At 65.9% G+C, this 16,701-nt stretch carries 19 protein-coding genes and 1 tRNA gene; 8 read left to right on the top strand and 12 right to left on the bottom strand.

Annotated elements, in window-relative coordinates:
* Window positions 1–136: 136 nt before the first annotated feature.
* The 3 genes from coaD to SPHI_RS10560 are packed head-to-tail and all read right to left on the bottom strand — an operon-like array spanning window position 137 to window position 1,778.
* On the bottom strand, window positions 137–643 hold the full coding sequence (coaD, locus tag SPHI_RS10550; protein ID WP_076744904.1) for a pantetheine-phosphate adenylyltransferase: 507 nt from the start codon (window positions 641–643) through the stop codon (window positions 137–139).
* 5 nt (window positions 644–648) lie between these two features.
* A complete protein-coding gene (locus SPHI_RS10555) occupies window positions 649–1,545 on the bottom strand; it encodes a polyprenyl synthetase family protein (RefSeq protein ID WP_076744905.1) in 897 nt (298 codons plus the stop codon).
* Window positions 1,542–1,778, bottom strand: a complete 237-nt coding sequence (locus SPHI_RS10560; protein WP_076744906.1) for an exodeoxyribonuclease VII small subunit — start codon at window positions 1,776–1,778, stop codon at window positions 1,542–1,544. The genes SPHI_RS10555 and SPHI_RS10560 overlap by 4 nt, the downstream gene beginning before the upstream one ends.
* Before the next feature lie 297 nt (window positions 1,779–2,075).
* Between SPHI_RS10560 and SPHI_RS10565 the strand changes: the two genes are divergently transcribed.
* The 7 genes from SPHI_RS10565 (at window position 2,076) to pal (ending at window position 8,028) form a co-directional block, all read left to right on the top strand.
* Entirely contained in the window at window positions 2,076–2,906 is an 831-nt protein-coding gene (locus SPHI_RS10565) for a hypothetical protein (protein ID WP_076744907.1), read from the top strand.
* A 353-nt stretch (window positions 2,907–3,259) separates the two neighbouring features.
* The gene (gene ybgC, locus SPHI_RS10570) at window positions 3,260–3,739 is read left to right on the top strand and encodes a tol-pal system-associated acyl-CoA thioesterase (RefSeq protein WP_076744908.1); all 480 of its coding nucleotides are present in this window, start codon (window positions 3,260–3,262) and stop codon (window positions 3,737–3,739) included.
* Complete coding sequence (tolQ, locus tag SPHI_RS10575; RefSeq protein ID WP_076744909.1) at window positions 3,736–4,428, top strand: protein TolQ; 693 nt, start codon at window positions 3,736–3,738, stop codon at window positions 4,426–4,428. The genes ybgC and tolQ overlap by 4 nt, the downstream gene beginning before the upstream one ends.
* A 44-nt stretch (window positions 4,429–4,472) precedes the next feature.
* Complete coding sequence (tolR, locus tag SPHI_RS10580; RefSeq protein ID WP_076744910.1) at window positions 4,473–4,904, top strand: protein TolR; 432 nt, start codon at window positions 4,473–4,475, stop codon at window positions 4,902–4,904.
* A 5-nt stretch (window positions 4,905–4,909) separates the two neighbouring features.
* On the top strand, window positions 4,910–5,977 hold the full coding sequence (gene tolA, locus SPHI_RS10585) for a cell envelope integrity protein TolA (RefSeq protein WP_076744912.1): 1,068 nt from the start codon (window positions 4,910–4,912) through the stop codon (window positions 5,975–5,977).
* Between the two features lie 146 nt (window positions 5,978–6,123).
* The gene (gene tolB, locus SPHI_RS10590; protein WP_408640484.1) at window positions 6,124–7,458 is read left to right on the top strand and encodes a Tol-Pal system beta propeller repeat protein TolB; all 1,335 of its coding nucleotides are present in this window, start codon (window positions 6,124–6,126) and stop codon (window positions 7,456–7,458) included.
* Window positions 7,459–7,509: 51 nt separating this feature from the next.
* The gene (gene pal, locus SPHI_RS10595) at window positions 7,510–8,028 is read left to right on the top strand and encodes a peptidoglycan-associated lipoprotein Pal (protein WP_076744913.1); all 519 of its coding nucleotides are present in this window, start codon (window positions 7,510–7,512) and stop codon (window positions 8,026–8,028) included.
* A 196-nt stretch (window positions 8,029–8,224) separates the two neighbouring features.
* On the opposite strand, the gene SPHI_RS10600 is transcribed toward pal, so the two are convergent.
* The 8 genes from SPHI_RS10600 to SPHI_RS10635 all read right to left on the bottom strand — a co-directional run bounded on the left by SPHI_RS10600 (window position 8,225) and on the right by SPHI_RS10635 (window position 15,513).
* A complete protein-coding gene (locus SPHI_RS10600) occupies window positions 8,225–8,410 on the bottom strand; it encodes a Trm112 family protein (RefSeq protein ID WP_076744915.1) in 186 nt (61 codons plus the stop codon).
* Complete coding sequence (locus SPHI_RS10605) at window positions 8,407–9,024, bottom strand: LON peptidase substrate-binding domain-containing protein (RefSeq protein WP_083719935.1); 618 nt, start codon at window positions 9,022–9,024, stop codon at window positions 8,407–8,409. Before SPHI_RS10605 ends, SPHI_RS10600 begins: the two co-directional genes overlap by 4 nt.
* Entirely contained in the window at window positions 9,021–9,917 is an 897-nt protein-coding gene (locus SPHI_RS10610; RefSeq protein WP_076744918.1) for a tetratricopeptide repeat protein, read from the bottom strand. The genes SPHI_RS10605 and SPHI_RS10610 overlap by 4 nt, the downstream gene beginning before the upstream one ends.
* Window positions 9,918–10,170: 253 nt before the next feature.
* Entirely contained in the window at window positions 10,171–11,019 is an 849-nt protein-coding gene (locus SPHI_RS10615) for a TorF family putative porin (RefSeq protein ID WP_076744919.1), read from the bottom strand.
* 155 nt (window positions 11,020–11,174) lie between these two features.
* Complete coding sequence (locus SPHI_RS10620; protein ID WP_076744920.1) at window positions 11,175–12,704, bottom strand: SulP family inorganic anion transporter; 1,530 nt, start codon at window positions 12,702–12,704, stop codon at window positions 11,175–11,177.
* On the bottom strand, window positions 12,704–13,399 hold the full coding sequence (locus SPHI_RS10625; RefSeq protein ID WP_076744921.1) for a carbonic anhydrase: 696 nt from the start codon (window positions 13,397–13,399) through the stop codon (window positions 12,704–12,706). The genes SPHI_RS10620 and SPHI_RS10625 overlap by 1 nt, the downstream gene beginning before the upstream one ends.
* Before the next feature lie 69 nt (window positions 13,400–13,468).
* Window positions 13,469–14,806, bottom strand: a complete 1,338-nt coding sequence (locus tag SPHI_RS10630) for an ATP-binding protein (RefSeq protein WP_076744922.1) — start codon at window positions 14,804–14,806, stop codon at window positions 13,469–13,471.
* The gene (locus tag SPHI_RS10635; protein ID WP_076744923.1) at window positions 14,803–15,513 is read right to left on the bottom strand and encodes a response regulator transcription factor; all 711 of its coding nucleotides are present in this window, start codon (window positions 15,511–15,513) and stop codon (window positions 14,803–14,805) included. The genes SPHI_RS10630 and SPHI_RS10635 overlap by 4 nt, the downstream gene beginning before the upstream one ends.
* Window positions 15,514–15,654: 141 nt before the next feature.
* On the opposite strand from SPHI_RS10635, the gene SPHI_RS10640 reads away from it, so the two are divergent.
* Window positions 15,655–15,729, top strand: a tRNA-Gly gene (locus SPHI_RS10640).
* Between the two features lie 696 nt (window positions 15,730–16,425).
* Here SPHI_RS10640 and SPHI_RS10650 read toward each other — a convergent pair.
* The gene (locus tag SPHI_RS10650; RefSeq protein WP_076744924.1) at window positions 16,426–16,638 is read right to left on the bottom strand and encodes a hypothetical protein; all 213 of its coding nucleotides are present in this window, start codon (window positions 16,636–16,638) and stop codon (window positions 16,426–16,428) included.
* Window positions 16,639–16,701: the final 63 nt, after the last annotated feature.

Below are 16,701 nucleotides of genomic sequence, written 5' to 3' on the forward strand. Positions count from 1 at the left end.
TCACCCCGGAATTGATCCGGGGTCCCGCTGCCTTCGGCTGTGTTGGAAGAAGAAGCGGGATCCCGGCTCAAGGCCGGAATGACGGCAGGAGGGTCGTTTCTCTTCATTCCTCCCTGCTAGGGGGAGGATGACAAGGTCAGCCGCCGCGCTTGCCCCGCTGGGCCACGCGCGCGATTACTTCCTCGCGCACTGACGGCGTCACGAACTTGCCGATCTCGCCGCCGAACATGGCGATTTCCTTCACCAAGCGGCTGGCGATCGGCTGGAGCGCGACGTCGGCCATCAGGAAGACCGTCTCGATCCGATCGTTCAGCTGCTGATTCATGCCGGCCATCTGATATTCGTATTCGAAATCGGCGACGGCGCGCAGGCCGCGGACGATCATGCTGGCGCCCTCGCGCTCGGCGAAATCCATCAGCAAGAGGTCGAAACTGACCACCTGGATGTCGGCATCAAGGGAGGCGCATTCGCGCTCGACCTGCGCCATCCGCTCTTCCAGCGTGAACATCGGGCTTTTCGACGGATTGGTCGTCACGCCGATGACCAGCCGATCGACCAGCTTCGCGCCGCGACGAATGATGTCCATATGGCCCAGCGTGATCGGGTCGAAAGTGCCGGGGTAAACACCGATACGCTTGGTCATGATTTTCAATGATCCCTTGAGAGCACGAAACGGGCGATATCACGGAGGAGATCGGCCTCCGGGCCGTAGGAACGCAGATGGGCGATGGCCTGATCGACCAGCATGCGGCAGCGCTCGCGCGCCGGCTCCACGCCAAGCAGGGAGACGAACGTCTCCTTGCCCGCGCCTTCGTCCTTGCGCAGCTTCTTGCCGGCGAGCGCCTCATCGCCCTCCACGTCGAGCAGATCGTCGACGATCTGAAAGGCCAGACCGATGTCGCGGGCATAGCCGCGCAGATGCGTGCGCCCGTCAGGCGGCACGCGACCGAGGATCGCGCCCGCTTCCACCGCAGCGAGGATCAGCGCCCCAGTCTTCATCGCCTGCAATCGCGTGACGGTGGCAAGGTCAAACGCGGCGCGTTCCGCCTCCAGGTCCATCATTTGCCCGCCCGCCATGCCGGCGGGGCCGGCGGCGTGCGCGAGATTGAGCACCAGTTCGGCGCGAACAAAAGGATCGGCGTGCGTGGCAGGATCGGCGAGCACTTCAAAAGCGAGCGCATGGAGGCAGTCACCGGCAAGGATGGCGGTTGCCTCGTCGAACTTCCTGTGCACTGTCGGGCGACCGCGACGCATGTCGTCATTGTCCATCGCCGGCAGATCATCGTGGATCAACGAATAAACGTGGATCGCCTCCAGCGCCGTGGCAACGCGCCCGGCACAGTTCATGTCGCAATTGAACAGCCGCGCGGTGGCGAAGACCAGCAAGGGACGCAGCCGCTTGCCGCCGTCGATCGCGGCGTGGCGCATCGCGCGGTAGAGATCGGCGCGCGGATCATCCGGCACCGTCAGCAGCACGTCAAAGCGTGCGTCGACGTCACGCGCGGTATCGGCGAGCGCCGCCTCAAGCGCGGGGGAAAGGCTCATCCGGCGGCGAACGGCGTGGTGGTCGCCCGGCCTTCGGCATCGAGCCGGATCGCCTCGATTCGCGCCTGCGCGGCATCGAGCCGTTCGGCACAGCGCGCGCGCAGGGCATTGCCGCGTTCGTACAATTCGATCGCATCGGCCAGCGGGGTGTCGCCGGATTCGAGGCGCGCGACGATCGTCTCGAGCTCCTTGAGCGCGGCCTCGAACGTCAGGCTCTCCACAGGGGTGTCCATGGGGGCGCTATGGGCCAGCGGCGTATCGGGGGTCAAGGATACGCACCGGGCGCCGACCGCTTGCGGTGACAGATTTCGGAGCGTTGATCCCCTCACCGGTGCCAAAGAGACCGCTTTTTGCCGAGTGGATCGACAGGCCCGAGCTTGGCATTCATAGTGTGCACGCGTCGAGGGACGTGACGAAGGTGTCCGGGCGAACGCTCCATTCCGGCGGCAGCCCGTCGCATCCTTTACCGCCCGTTTACCTTGCGGGGCGCACGTCTGTGGCTCGGGAGCCGGGGGGTAATCGGAGCCGTCATGTCACGCGTCACGCAAGCCATCTTCGCCACGGCCGCCATTGCGGCGATTGCCGCCTGTTCCACCAGGCCGAAGGAAGTGGCGATCGCGCCGCCGCCGCCTGAGCCGACGCCCGTTCCGGTCTATGTCACGCCGCCGATCTCGCCGATCAACCGCGGGCTCTCGCCGGCAGCAACGGTGTGGCACATGCGAGTCGCGCTCAACGTCGCTGCGCTTGCCTGCCGCGGTGCGCAGGAGGCGGTGATCGTTCAGCGCTACAATGCGCTGCTCGCGAAGCACAAGACGACGCTGGCAGGCGCTGAGAGCACGTTGGAGCAGCAGTATCGCGCTACCGGTGCAGGCTGGCAGGATCGTTATGACGATGCGATGACCAGGCTCTACAATTTCTTCTCGCAGGCGCAGGTGCGCGAGGCCTTTTGTACGGCCTCCGCGGCGACACTGACCGAAGCCGAACGGCTTGTGCCGGGCGAGTTGCAGACCTTTGCGGCCGCAGTGTTGCCGACGCTTGACGCGCCGTTTGCCGAAATGCTGGTACCTCGGCCGGTGATAGCGGCGGCTGCGCCGGCGGCCGCGCCGATTAGCGGGGCGGTGCCGCTGGTGCCGCTTGGGCCTGTTGCTGTTCCCGCGCCTGTTGCTGCACCAGCGGTCACGCCGGCGACGGCGGTGGGGACCCGGGCGGCGGCGCCAGTGGTTCCAGCACCGACGGCGGCGGCTCCCGCCGTCGCGACGCGTGCGCCGGCGCCGGCTGTGGGTATGCGAGCAGCGCCGGCTGGCGCTGTCGGTACGCGTGCGCCGCGGATCGAGGTCGATCCGTCGGTGTTGCAGGACTGATCTAGCCTTTTTCGACCACTTCGACCCGTTCGCCCTGAGCTTGTCGAAGGGCGCGTTCGGGACACGTGCTTCGACGAGCACAGCACGAACGGTTCGGGTGTAAGGCGCTGGGAACGGCGAGGTTGGGCGCGGTCGTAAGCATCGTCGGCCTTTCGCCCCCTCCGCCACCCCGGCCCTGTGCCGGGGTCCAATGTTCCGCAAAGTTGATAGCCAGAGGTTTGCGGCACGGTGGATGCCGGGACGAGCCCGGCATGACGGGACAGGCTGTGTGGCCGATCCTCTTTATGCGGGATGACGACCTCGCTTCTCCTACGGGACTGTTCTAGCGCGAACGCTTGGGTTAACAGCGGGCTATGGAGACCGGCCGTGCCGATCAGCCCGCAGACCAGCCGACCGGGGGGCGCTTCGTCGGCGCCGAGCACCGGTTGCCGATCCGTGTCTATTTCGAGGACACGGATCTGTCGGGCATCGTCTATCACGCCAATTACCTGCGTTTCATGGAACGCGCGCGATCGGACATGTTGCGGCTTGCCGGCGTGGACCAGCGCACGGCGCATGAGGCGGGCGAGGGCGCCTATGCCGTGGCGAGCCTGGCGATCCGCTATCGCGCGCCGGCCAAGCTCGACGATGCGTTGGTTGTCATTACGCGCGTGACGGAAGTGCGCGCGGCGAGCGTCTCCATTCATCAAAGAGTCATGCGCGGCGCGCTTGTGCTGGCCGATGCGGATGTCGTCGCCGCACTGGTTTCACCCTCGGGCCGGCCGCGGCGGCAACCGCGTGACTGGATCGATCGTTTCGCCGCTCTTGTCGAAAATGGGGTAACAAGGCCTTGAACCCGTTCTTCAATACCGATGCCGCTACTTTGTCGCCGATCGCGCTGTTCCTGCAGGCCGATTGGGTGGTGAAGGGCGTGATGTTCGGCCTGCTCGCCGCGAGCATCTGGACCTGGGCGATCATTTTCTCATTCTGGCGCAAGCTGGGCCGGACGCGGAAGGCGACGGAGGTGTTCGAGCGCGATTTCTGGAAAGCGGACGACATCGACGCTTTCTACAAGACGCGCGCTGATGAGGACCTGCCGAGCGCGCGGGTGTTCGCCGCGGGCGTGGCGGAATGGCGGCGGTCGACGCAGGGCTCGGTGATCGATCGCGGCGGCACGCGCGAGCGGCTGGCGACGAGCATGGGTGCTGCCGTGGCCAACGAGATCGACAAGCTTTCGGATCGGCTGAACGTGCTGGCGACGGTTGGCTCGGTGGCGCCGTTCGTCGGGCTGTTCGGCACGGTGTGGGGCATCATGCGCAGCTTCACCAGCATCGCCAGCCAGCAGAACACCAGCCTTGCGGTGGTGGCGCCGGGTATCGCCGAGGCGCTGTTCGCGACCGCGATCGGCCTGTTCGCGGCAATTCCGGCGGTGATCGCGTACAATCGCTTCAGCCATGGGATCAACCGGATCGAGGCGCGGCTGAACCGGTTCGCGGATGGATTCCATGCGACGCTGTCGCGCCAGTTGGACCGCGAACGGTGACGGGCGATCAGGTTATCCTCCCCGCTCCGCGGAGGATGTAAGCCATGGCGATGCAGCTTCCTTCGCAGCGCTCGGGTGGGCGTCGGGCGCCGATGGCGGATATCAACGTCACGCCGCTGGTCGACGTCATGCTGGTGCTGCTGATCATCTTCATGGTGACCGCGCCGCTGCTGACCGCGGGCGTGCCAGTGAACCTGCCGGACAGCCGAGCCAAGCCGCTGGACCAGGACAAGCAGCCGACCGAGATCTCGCTCGACGCCGACGGGCGCATCTTCATCGCCAAGGACGAGGTATCCGCGGATGATTTGCCGGCGCGATTGGAGGCAATCGCGGCGCAATCGGGTGAGGGCGATCCGCCGCAGGTCTATCTGCGTGCCGATACGGCGCTCGGCTACGGCCAGGTGATGCGCGTGATGGGCGAGCTCAACCGCGCGGGGCTGAACCGGGTCGCGCTGGTGACGATCGGGGACGAGTGACCCGGATGGAGCGGTCGGAAAAGGTCGGGCTGGGCGTCGCCGGGGCAGGTCATCTTGTCCTGTTCGGGCTGCTGTCGGTCGGCTTTCTGTCGACCCCCAACCCGGAGAAACTGAAGCAGCAGCCGATCGACGTCAGCCTCGTCAAGGATGTCGGGCTGGAAGCTGCCGCGCCGCAGGCGGTGGAGGAGCCGGCGCAATCGATCGCGCCCGAAACCGGCGAGCCCGACGATGCCGCGCCGCCGGCGCCGGCCGATCCAGCGCCTGAGCCTGCTCCTGCGCCGCCGCAGCCCGCGCCCAAGCCGGCACCGCCCGAACCCGCGCCCAAAGCGGCGCCTAAGGCTGAGCCGAAGCCCAAGCCTGCGCCGCCCAAGCCGAAGCCTGCCCCCAAGCCGGTCGAAAAGCCCAAGCCTGCGCCCAAGCCAAAGCCCCCTGCGGCAGATCAGGCGGCGGCGGCGAAGAAGGAGGCAGCCGAGGCAAAGGCCAAAGCGGCGGCTGCGGCAAAGGCCAAGGCGGCGGCCGATGCCAAGGCCAAGGCAGCCGCCGAGGCGAAGGCGGCCGCAGCTGCGAAGGCGGCAGCGGACGCTAAGGCCAAGGCGGCGGCAGCGGCGAAAGCGCGCGGCACGGGATCGGACAGCCAGTCCAAGGCGAGCAAGCCCAAGGGCGGGCGGCTGGGCGACGATTTCCTCAAAGGGCTGACCAGCGAGCCGTCGAAGAGCCGCAGCCAGACGCCGCGTGCCGCCAAGATCGACGCCAGCGCACTTGCCTCGATCGTCCAGGCGATCGCGCGGCAGATCCAGCCATGCGCCGATCGCCAGGTCGACCCCGGCCCCGGTGCGAACGAGATCGTCACGACGCTGAACCTGAAGCTCAACGAGAACGGCACGCTGGCGGCGACGCCGACGATGGTGCGGCAGACCGGGGTGACGCCGGAGAACCAGCGCTATGCGCAGCGTGTGCGCGACCTGGGGATTGCGGCGTTCAAGGGCTGTTCACCGCTGAAGTTGCCAGCGGAATATTACGACACGCCCAATGGGGGGTGGAACAACATCAACTTCAAGTGGAAGCTGCGGTGATGACCGACCCAACAACCGTTCGCCCTGAGCTTGTCGAAGGGCTGCACTTCCCGGCGAAGAAGGGCAGGGCTTCGACAAGCTCAGCCCGAACGGGGTTGGCGGCGCTTTGCCTTGCGATGCTCGCCGCCCCCGGCGTGGCGCAGGACATGCCGCCGACGCCGCTGATTGTGCCCGATCAGGCGCCGGCGACCACGGCTGCGCCGGGGCAGACTGCGGGCGGCCCGCTGGAGGTGGACGTCACCGGCGGCATCTCCGCGCCGATGCCGATCGCGATTCCTGCCATGCCGACCACCGCGGTAACCTCGACGCCGGCCGGGTCGACCGACGAGCTCGGGCGGCAGCTCGCGCAGATCGTGACCAACGATCTCAAGAACTCCGGCCTGTTCACCCCGCTCCAGCCGGCGCAGCTGCGCGCGGTGATGTACCCGGAGGTGCAGGCGCCGGCGTTCAGCTATTGGGGTGGCACGGGCGCGCAGGCACTGGTGCAGGGTTATGTCCGTGCCAATGGCGATGGGACGCTGACGGTCGGATGTTATCTGTACGATGTGTCGGCGCAGACCGAGCTGATGCGGCAAGGCTTTGTCGTGCCGCCGTCGGACTGGCGGCGCGCGGCGCATAAATGTGCCGACATGGTTTATGCCCGGCTGACCGGCGAAGGGCCGTATTTCGACAGTCGCGTGGTGTACGTCTCGGAGACCGGACCCAAGGGCAAGCGCATCAAGCGGCTGTCGATCATGGACCAGGACGGCGCCAACCACCGCTTCCTGACCAACGGCCAGTCGATCGTGCTGACGCCGCGCTTCTCGCCCAACCAGCAGTCGATCGTGTACATGAGCTATGTCGGCCGGGTGCCGGGCATCTACGTGTATGAGATCGGCTCCGGGCGGCAGCGGATGGTGGTGCAGAACGTCGCCACCACCTTTGCGCCGCGTTTCTCGCCCGATGGGCGCTGGATCCTGTTCTCGATGGCGACGGGCGGGAATACTGACCTGTACCGCGTGCCTGCTGGCGGTGGCACGCCGCAGAAGCTGACCAATTCGCCGGGCATTGATACCGGCGGCAGCTATTCGCCCGACGGCAGCCGGATCGTGTTCGAGAGCGACCGCTCTGGCGGGCAGCAGCTTTACGTGATGAATTCGGACGGATCGAACCAGCAGCGCATCAGCTTCGGCGGCGGCCGCTACGGCACGCCGGCATGGAGCCCGCGTGGCGACATGATCGCCTTCACGCGCATGTCGGGCGGGTTCAAGATCGGCGTCATGAGCCCCAATGGCGGCGGCGAGAAGATCCTGACCAACGGCTGGCATGACGAGGGCCCGTCCTGGGCGCCGAACGGCCGCGTGCTGATGTTCTACCGCTCGGCGCAGGGGCGCAGCGGCAAGGCCGATGTCTGGTCGGTCGATCTCACCGGCGTGAACGAGCGGCGCGTGCCGACGCCGCTCGACGGCTCGGACCCGTCTTGGGGTCCGTTGCGGCCGTAAATCCGTTACCGCGGGGGCGAACGGGGAATGCAGTTCATGGGAGACACGAGAATGGCGAAACTGACCACCACCATCCTGCTCGCAACGGCACTGGTAACCACTGCGGCCTGTTCCAAGAAGCGGCCCGAAGTGCTGCCGCCGGCGCCGGGCGAAGCGCCGCAGGGGCCGATCGATGGTTCCGGTGGGGCCGGCAGCGGCGCAGTGACGCCGGGTTCGTCGGAGGATTTCAAGCGTTCGGTCACCAGCGACACGGTGAACTTCGGGCTCGACATGTACGACATCGACGCCACCGCGCGCGGCATCCTCGACAGTCAGGTCGTGTGGCTGCAGCGCTACCCGAACGTGCGGGTGACGCTGGAAGGCCATGCCGACGAGCGCGGCACGCGTGAGTATAACCTGGCGCTGGGTGATCGGCGCGCGAATGCTGCCAAGAACTATCTCGTCGCTCGCGGCATTTCGCCAAGCCGGGTGACGACGATCAGCTACGGCAAGGAACGGCCGCTCGCATTGGGATCGGATGAAGAGAGCTGGGCGCAGAACCGCCGTGCCGTGACGGTGGTGCTGAACTGAGATTCCTGGCCTCTGCCGTGGTGGTTCACCAGAGCCACCCGGCAGAGGCCGCGTTTTTCTTTCACGAGCGATCCGGTGCGTTCCGTGATTGCCGTTCTGATCTTTCGCGTCGGGCTACGATTAGAGATAAAGGGGCACGGTGGGCCGACAGGCCAGGCCGTGCCGATAGGCCGGGCGCGGGCCGCTTGATGGATGCTCAGGCGCCGGTGTCGCCCGAAAGAGGGCGCGCTTCCTCCACCAACAGCACGGGAACGCCGTCGCGGATCGGATAGGCGAGACCCGCCGCCGCGGACACCAATTCGCCCGCCGCCTCATCCAGAACCAGCGGTGTGCGGGTGAGCGGACAGACCAGGCGCTCGAGCAGCCAGGGATCGATCATCATTGCAGCGTTACGCGATCGTCGCCATCGTGGCGACCGAAGAATTGCATCAGCTGAACGATCAGGTCGGCGCGGGTGACGATGTCGGGCGCTTCAAGAAGCGCCTGCTTGGCCGCGACGTCGAACGGCGCGATTTGGGCGATGCCGTTGACGAGGCTCTGGTCGTCCAGACGGGAGACCGCTTCCCAATCCACCGCATAGCCCTGGCGCTCGGCAAAGCGGCGTGCTTCCATTTCCAGCGAAGCGCGGCCGCCGAGCGACAAAGTGTCGGCCTCGCCGTTGGCGATCAGCTCCGCTTCGACCTGCCGGAACAACGTCGTCACGTCGAGTTCGTGGACGAGGCGGAACAGCGATACGCCCTCCAGCACCAGGTTCGATCGGCCATCATCGAGCATCTCGATCTCGGCGATGCGGCCGACGCAGCCGATGTCGTAGAGCGCGGGTTTGTCGCCAGCGCCTGCTTCCATCGCGCGCGGCTGAATCATGCCGATCCGCCGGTCACGCGCCATGGCGTCCGACACCATGGCGCGATAGCGCGGCTCGAAGATGTGCAGCGGCAGGTGCATGCCTGGGAACAGCAGCGCGCCGGGCAAGGGAAAGACGGAAAGCCGCGTCATCCGAACAGAATGGCGGAGAGGCGGCGGCGCTGCGCGGAGACCCATGGATCTTCGAGCCCCACTACCTCGAACAGCTTCAATAGCTGCTGGCGCGCGGCGCCTTCGTTCCAATCGCGCTCGGCCGCGGTGATCGCAAGGAAGCCATCGGCGGCGGCATCGCGGTTGCCTGCCGCCATCTGCGCATTGGCAAGGTCGAAGCGGGCCTGGAGATCGTCGGGGTTCGCTGCAACGGCCGCTTCCAGCGGGGCGAGATCATCGACCTGAGGAGCCGAGCGGGCGAGCGCGAGCGCGGATCGTGCGCGTTCGATGTCGGGACGCTTGGCAGCCTCCTCTGGCAGCGTCGCGAGTGCGGCTTCAGCCTCGTCATGCGCGCCCGCCGCGACCAGCGCACGGATGCGGCCGGAGAGGACGGCAGGGTGCTCGGGCGCCATTTCGAAGAGCTGATCGAAGATCGACAGCGCGCGTTCGACATCGCCTTCGGCCAGCACTTCCTCGCCCATCGCGATCAGCGGCTCGAGCTCAGCCTCCTGCGATTGTGCCTCGCCCTGGATCGGCAACTGGCGGAGCAATTGATCAATGGTGGTGCGCAGTTGCGATTCGGTGCGCGCATTGGTGAGATCCGCAACAAGCTGACCCTGGAACATCGCATAAACGGTGGGAATCGAGCGGATCTGGAATTGCGAGGCGATGAACTGGTTCTTGTCGGTATCGACCTTGGCCAGCACGACGCCCTTGTCGGCATAAGCGGCGGCGACCTTTTCCAGCACCGGCGCCAGCGCCTTGCAGGGGCCGCACCATTCGGCCCAGAAATCGATAATAACGAGCTTCGTCATCGACGGCTCGACCACATCCGTGCGGAACGCCTGAACGGCTTCCTTTTCCGCGGCACTCATTCCCAGCGTAGCCAAGGGCTGCTCCCGTTTCGTCGTTCGCGCCCTTATGTGGGGATGGGCCAGGGGAAGCAAACCCCTGGAATGCTGGATGACCCGCTCTCTAGCCATCCTCCCCATGCACGGCATGGGGAGGGGGACCAGCCGACGGCTGGTGGAGGGGTACGCCGCAAGCATCGCGTTCGTGACAGTCCCCTCCACCACCGCCTGCGCCGGCGGTCCCCTTCCCATGCCGTGCATGGGGAGGATCGATACGTCAAAAGGCCGCGGTGAGCGAGAAGACCACCTTGCTTCCGGCGATCGAGCCGGTGCCGTCTTGCCCCCGGCTGAAGCTGGGCTGGAGATAGGCGGCCTCGGCGGCGTCGATGTTGGTGTCGACATAGGCCACGCCGAGCGTCAGCGGCGTGCCGGGGATGACGAGATCGGCGCCGAGCAGCCAGTCGATATACTCGCCGGTCGGCGCGACGCTGGTCGCGAACGGCCCGAGCCCCGCGTTGCCGTTGGAGAAGCCGGCATGGCCCTTCAGCGTAACCGGCGTATTCGGGATGCCAGCCGCGCCATCGACCCAGACGTAGAGATTGTCGCCCTTCGCGCCGGGATCGTCATAGAAGCCGGTGGCGGCCGAGGTGCCGTTGAAATACCAGGCGCCCAGTGCCTCCTGCTTGGGGGCATAAGCGGCGCCGACGGTAAGCGCGGCCGGCCCCATCGTGCCCGATACCTTCACATAGGGTTCGATGAAGTCGGTGTTGTCGAAACCGCCGGGATACATATACCAGGTGGCACCGACATCGACCGTCACGTCGTCGAAGGTCGTCTTGTAGCCGGCGATCAGATCCAGCTCCATGTTCGCGCCGCCGAACGTGCCCCAGCCCGACAGGTTGGAGCCCCAGGTGCCGATATAGACACCGCTTTCGTGTGCGATGGTGAGGCCGCCCTGGACGGCGAGCTGCTCGTCCGACTGGGAAACGCCGCGGAACCGATAATCGGAGACGAGGCCGACACTGCCGCTGACCGTGACCGGTTTGGGCGGCTCTTCATCCTGCGCGGCGGCCGGAACCGCGAGGAACGCCATGATGGCGGCAGGCACATACTTCAGAAACGTCATGGAACCTCCTGTTGGCAGAGGCTCCTCCTGCTTCCGGTCCGCCCGCGCTCCTCCTCCCTGGGGAGCGGTCGCAAGCTAGCCGGAAAGCTGACGCTATCGCAGCAACTCGAACAAAGTGTTGCTGGATAGCGTCAAAGTGTTTCTGTGCTTAACTTTCAGGCAGCCAGCGCGGCGATCTGATCTCGCTGGCCGCGCAGCTCGACGGGGTTGCCCGCAGCCTTGCGGCGCTGGAACCAGTCCCGCAACATTTCGGCTGTGGTGTGATCGACCGAGTCGAGCTTGGAGACGTCGAGCCGGACGGGTGCGTTTGACGGCACGCGATCCAGCGTGGCGGACAGCTTCGGCAAGGTCACGAAGGTTGCCGCACCATCGAGCGAGATGGCATGCGCTTCGCCGTCGCGCTGCTCGAACACCTTGAGACGCAGGCGCCGCAGGTTCGGGATCAGTTCCAGCACCGTCAGGCCGATGCCGACCAGCACGCCCGTCAGCAGGTCCGTCGCGACGACCATGATCAGCGTGATCGCCCAGATCGCTACCGGCAGCACGCCGTAATCCTTGAACAGGTGACGCGCATGCTTGAGGCTGACGAGGCGCCATCCGGTGATGACCAGCACCGCACCGAGCGCGGCCATTGGAATGGTGCGCAGCAGCCATGGCAGTAGCGCGACGAAGCCCAGAATCCAGGCGCCGTGCAGAACCGTCGACAGACGAGTGACAGCACCAGCCTGCACGTTGGCCGAACTGCGCACGATCACGCCCGTCATCGGCAGCGAACCCGCGAAGCCGCACAGCAGGTTGCCGATGCCCTGCGCGCGAAGTTCCTTGTTGTAATCGGTGCGCACGCCATCGTGCATCTTGTCCACCGCGGCAGCGGACAGCAACGTTTCGGCGGACGCGATAAAGGCGATGGCGAGCGCGGCGGTGAGCACCGACGGGTTCGCGAACCGTGCAAGCCAGCCATCCTCCGGCGGGGTGATCGCAGCGAAGATCGATTCCGGCACCGCAACCTTGGCGACATCAAGCCCGAGCGCCACCGTCAGCAGCGTCGCCACGACCACGCCGACGAGCGCTCCGGGCAGCAGCCGCATCGATTGCGGGCGAAACTTCTCCCAGCCCAGCATGCTGCCGATGGTGACCAGCGCCAGGAAGAAAGCGAGCTCGGTCGCGCGGATGTCGGTCGACAGGCCGAGCAGGCGACCCGGCATCGCCGCCAGATTGTCGAGACCGGACGAGAGCGGCTTGGCGTCGAACAGCACATGGAACTGGCCCACCACGATCAGCACGCCAATGCCGGCAAGCATGCCGTGCACCACCGCCGGGCTGATCGCGCGGAACCAGCCGCCGAGCTTGAAGATGCCGGCGACCACCTGGATCGCGCCGGCCAGGATCAGGATCGGCCCAAGTGCCGACAAGCCCTGGTCACGCACCAGTTCGAAGACGATGACCGCCAGACCGGCGGCGGGACCCGACACCTGAAGCGGCGAGCCGGCAAATGCGCCGACGATGAGGCCGCCGATGATACCGGTGATCAGCCCCTTCTCGGGCGGGACGCCGGAGGCGACCGCGATGCCCATACACAGGGGCATCGCGACCAGAAACACAACGATCGAGGCGGTGAGATCCCGCCCGAGGAATTTAATCGAGGGTACGGAGACGCCTGGGCGCTCGATCGCTTCGGATGTCATTACTCGGCTGCCTCTTGAATGAAGTCGGCCGCGAGGCGCTTGGCGGCCGGCAGGGCGACAGGGAGCGGCTGATCGGCGCGAACGGCCTCAAAGCGATTGGTGTTGCCGTTCAGCGCCAGCATCTGGCCGTTGTGGATGTCGACAAACCAGCCGTGGAGCGCGATCTCGCCCCGCGCGATACCGGCGGCAACCGACGGGTGGGTGCGCAGGTGGGCAAGCTGCGTGACGACGTTCTCGAGGCTCACGGCACGGACGCGATCGTCATCGCTCAGATCCGCATAGCTCGAATCAACGACCTGCCGTGCGGCGCTGCCGTGCCGCAGCCAGGCGGCGACGTTCGGCATCGGTTCAAGCTTCGCGGGGTCGCCCGCCAGACCCTTCATGGCGCCGCAATCGGAGTGGCCGCACACGATGAGGTCGCGAATGCCAAGGACCATGATGGCATATTCGACCGTCGAGGTGACGCCGCCGTTCTGGGTGGCATAGGGCGGCACGATGTTGCCCGCGTTGCGGCAGACAAACAGGTCGCCAGGCTGCGCCTGCATGATCTGCTCAGGCACAACGCGGGAATCAGCGCAGCTGATGATGAGGGCCTTTGGTTCCTGGCCATGGTTCGCGAGCTTCGAGTAGAGCGCGCGGCTGTCTTCATAGACCTTCTTTTCGAAGTTGAAGACGCGACCGATCAGTTCGTTCACGGGGGCTGCTCCTAAAAAACTGGAACAGCCTATTTAGTTGCTGGGCCTTTCCGGCGCGCAGCGGCAGCGTTACGTTTTATGTCCGGATAGGGCGAGTCGGGTGATCGGCAGGGTGACAGTCGCCGCCAATCCGCCCCCCGGACGATTGGCCAGCGAAAGCGTGCCGCCCTCGGCTTTGATCACCTGCACAACGATCGGCAGGCCGAGCCCAAAGCCGATCGTGTCGCGCCCGCGCGCCGGATCGAGACGCACGAACGGCTCAAGCACGTGCGCCATCTCCTCTTCGGGAATGCCGGGACCATTATCGAGCACGCGAACGGTGACCACGCCGTCGCCGGGTTCCAGCTCCACCGTCACCCGCTCGCCGTAGTGAAGCGCATTCTCGACCAGGTTGGTGAGCGCGCGCTTGATCGCCAGCCGGCGAAGGCGAAGCTCGAAGTGATCCGGGCCGACATAGGTCGCTTCGAAGCCGCGATCGCTCGCATCGTCGATCAAGGTTGCGCAAAGCACCGCGAGATCAAGCGAGCTGGGCTTTTCGGGGTCGCTGTCCCCGCCGAGAAATGCGAGCAGCGACGCGATCATTGCCTCCATCTCGGCCACGTCGTGCACGATCGCGTCGTGCGTTTCGCCGGGGGCAATCGCCTCGGTGCGCAGGCGCAGGCGGGCAAGCGGCGTCCGCAGATCGTGGCCAACCGCAGCCAGCGACTGGGTGCGAGCGTCGATCAGGGCGGCGATGCGCGCCTGCATCCGGTTGAACGCGGCGACGAGCCGGCGCACTTCGCGCGGGCCGTCCTCGGTCACGGTGCCGACCTCGTCATAGCCGACCCGATCGGCCGCCTCGGCAAGGCGACGCAGTGGATGAAGCGCCCGCCGGAGCATCAGACCACCGAGAATCATCAATGCGATCGCCGGCACGAGGCCGAGCAGGATGCGCTCGAACGCGAAATCGAGCTTGGCAACGGCGGAAAGCGTGCGGAAGTGCAGCCAGCTGCCATCGCGCAGCCGCAGCGCGCCCTTCACCTTGGAATGCCGCCCGGGCGAGATCAGCACCAGCCTGAGATCGCCGGTGCGCAGCGTCGGTTCCCATTCCACGATCTGCCGCCGCATCGGATCGAGCGCAGGCTCGACCCGCGGCGGGACGCCGATCTCGCCGTCCCAATGCACCTCGTAGCGGTCGGTGGTGAGTTCGTTGGCAAGCGCAGGGCGCTGCGCCGGTGCGCGATCGTCAAGCAGGCGTCGGCTGATGACGAGATGCTCGGCCAGACGTCGAGCCTCGTCGTCGCGCACCGAGAACTCGCTTGCCCGCTCGTAAAGCAGGGTCGAGACGCCAAACTCGATAACCATGGTGAGCAGCAGGATCGCGACGACCTGCCCGAGCAAGCCGACCGAGGGCAGCCACCGCCTCAACTGCGCTCCACCGGCACGTTGAGCATATAGCCGACACCGCGCACCGTCACGATCGGCGCCTGTTCGCCGGCGCTGGAGAGCTTGCGTCGCAGTCGGCTGACCAGCACGTCGATCGAACGATCCGAACTGTCCCCGAGCCGGGTGCGCGACAATTCGATCAGCCGCTCGCGCGCGATCACGCGTTGAGCATGGTCCGCGAGCGCGACAAGCAGATCGAATTCCGCTCCCGTCAGATCGACCGAGGCTCCGGTGGGCGAGGTCAGCTCGCGACGCGGCAGGTTAACTGTCCAGCCTTCAAACTTGAGCATGCCATGGTCACCCTCGCCAGAGCGGCGATCGAGCGCGGGGCGGCGCAGCACCGCGCGAACACGGGCGACGAGCTCGCGCACGCCGAACGGCTTGGCGATGTAATCATCCGCGCCAAGCTCCAGCCCGACCACCCGATCGGTCTCGCTGGAGCGCGCAGAGATGAAGATGATCGGCACGTCGCTCTTCTGCCGCAGCGAGCGGCAGAGATCGATGCCGCTGGTGCCGGGCAACATGATGTCGAGCAGAACGAGATCGACCGGCCCCGAATCGAGCGCGAGCCACATTTCGGGCGCGGCAGAGGCGGGGCGGACGTTGAAGCCGTTTTCCTGAAGCGCGCGTGCTGTGAGCATGCGCAGCGCGGGATCGTCCTCGACGAGCAATATGGTGGGGGCGGTCATGCGGCCGCTGCGGTAAAGGCGAACAGGCGCCCCGGTCAACGTTTCGCACAAAATGTTGCGAAAGGGGGGTTGCCGGGTTGGAAAGCCACTGCTAGTGGCCGCGCCTCACCCAGCCCGGAACCTTCCGGGACTGACGCCAGAGCGGGCGTAGCTCAGGGGTAGAGCACAACCTTGCCAAGGTTGGGGTCGAGGGTTCGAATCCCTTCGCCCGCTCCAGTTTCTTCAGCAACAGCAGCGACATAGAAACTGACCGCCCGGGCGGATCGGTACGAGCACGTCTTCTCGAGCAACGCTCGAGTAGGTCGCGGTGATTACAGTCTTTACCGCGATGCCACTCGACCTTCGATCCTCCACGAACGCGCTCGCCCCAATTCACCCTTAAGCAGGCGGAGGATGGAGCAACCGTCAAGCAGGTCTGCCGGAAGCCTGGCATCCCGATCCGGGCCCATTGCCGACGACGCAGCAGATACCTGCCGCCTGATCCCGTCAGAGATGAACCTACCGAAGTGCTTGAGGAGCAAAACGTCCGCCTGAAGCGGCTGGTGGCCGATTTCTGTTCGGGCAAGGGGATGCTGCAAGACGTCATCCGCCGACAAATGTAGGGCTTGCTCGAGCCCTGAGATCGTCGGTTATTTGCAGGCGAGTTACCAGGTTCAACGGACGGCGAGCTTGCAGTGAGTTTCCGATCGATTGATCGATCGATCGATCGACCCAGCGCCATCAGTTCTGCCGGCCTAATCAGGTCGCCCTCAAGATTTGGATCAAGGAGGCGGCGACGACCGTGTTCGCTACAAGTATCGACGCCTCACGGACTACTGCGGCGTGAAGCCTGAGGGATAAACCACAAGCGCATCCATCGCCTGCATAGCGAAGTGGCGCTTCAGCTGCGCGACAAAACACCCGGGCGCAAGGTCAAGGCAAAGCCGCGCGGTGACCGAACACCGGCAACTGCGCCAATGAGTGCTGGTCAACGGATTTCTTGTCAGACCAGATGCCTGCTGAGTGCAAGATCCGCGCGTTGTCGATCGTCGACAACTGCAAACGGGTCTCGCCGGCGCTTGACGCGCGGCAAACTATTGCGGTGCCGACATGGTTAAGGCGCTCCAGCGCATCGCCGCGGTACATGGCCGGCCTTAGCGCATTCGTCCGGACAATGGCGCGAAGTTCATATCGAAGGACCTGGACCTG

This window comes from Sphingomonas jeddahensis (assembly GCF_001981525.1).
GTDB lineage: Bacteria > Pseudomonadota > Alphaproteobacteria > Sphingomonadales > Sphingomonadaceae > Sphingomonas > Sphingomonas jeddahensis.

Excerpts from the sequence above, each read along its gene's own strand:
- coaD (WP_076744904.1), bottom strand. The coding sequence starts at position 643 with ATGACCAAGCGTATCGGTGTTTACCCCGGCACTTTCGACCCGATCACG.
- SPHI_RS10555 (WP_076744905.1), bottom strand. The coding sequence starts at position 1,545 with ATGAGCCTTTCCCCCGCGCTTGAGGCGGCGCTCGCCGATACCGCGCGT.
- SPHI_RS10560 (WP_076744906.1), bottom strand. The coding sequence starts at position 1,778 with ATGGACACCCCTGTGGAGAGCCTGACGTTCGAGGCCGCGCTCAAGGAG.
- SPHI_RS10565 (WP_076744907.1), top strand. The coding sequence starts at position 2,076 with ATGTCACGCGTCACGCAAGCCATCTTCGCCACGGCCGCCATTGCGGCG.
- ybgC (WP_076744908.1), top strand. The coding sequence starts at position 3,260 with ATGGAGACCGGCCGTGCCGATCAGCCCGCAGACCAGCCGACCGGGGGG.
- tolR (WP_076744910.1), top strand. The coding sequence starts at position 4,473 with ATGGCGATGCAGCTTCCTTCGCAGCGCTCGGGTGGGCGTCGGGCGCCG.
- tolA (WP_076744912.1), top strand. The coding sequence starts at position 4,910 with ATGGAGCGGTCGGAAAAGGTCGGGCTGGGCGTCGCCGGGGCAGGTCAT.
- tolB (WP_408640484.1), top strand. The coding sequence starts at position 6,124 with ATGCCGCCGACGCCGCTGATTGTGCCCGATCAGGCGCCGGCGACCACG.
- pal (WP_076744913.1), top strand. The coding sequence starts at position 7,510 with ATGGCGAAACTGACCACCACCATCCTGCTCGCAACGGCACTGGTAACC.
- SPHI_RS10600 (WP_076744915.1), bottom strand. The coding sequence starts at position 8,410 with ATGATGATCGATCCCTGGCTGCTCGAGCGCCTGGTCTGTCCGCTCACC.
- SPHI_RS10605 (WP_083719935.1), bottom strand. The coding sequence starts at position 9,024 with ATGACGCGGCTTTCCGTCTTTCCCTTGCCCGGCGCGCTGCTGTTCCCA.
- SPHI_RS10610 (WP_076744918.1), bottom strand. The coding sequence starts at position 9,917 with ATGAGTGCCGCGGAAAAGGAAGCCGTTCAGGCGTTCCGCACGGATGTG.
- SPHI_RS10615 (WP_076744919.1), bottom strand. The coding sequence starts at position 11,019 with ATGACGTTTCTGAAGTATGTGCCTGCCGCCATCATGGCGTTCCTCGCG.
- SPHI_RS10620 (WP_076744920.1), bottom strand. The coding sequence starts at position 12,704 with ATGACATCCGAAGCGATCGAGCGCCCAGGCGTCTCCGTACCCTCGATT.
- SPHI_RS10635 (WP_076744923.1), bottom strand. The coding sequence starts at position 15,513 with ATGACCGCCCCCACCATATTGCTCGTCGAGGACGATCCCGCGCTGCGC.
- SPHI_RS10650 (WP_076744924.1), bottom strand. The coding sequence starts at position 16,638 with ATGTACCGCGGCGATGCGCTGGAGCGCCTTAACCATGTCGGCACCGCA.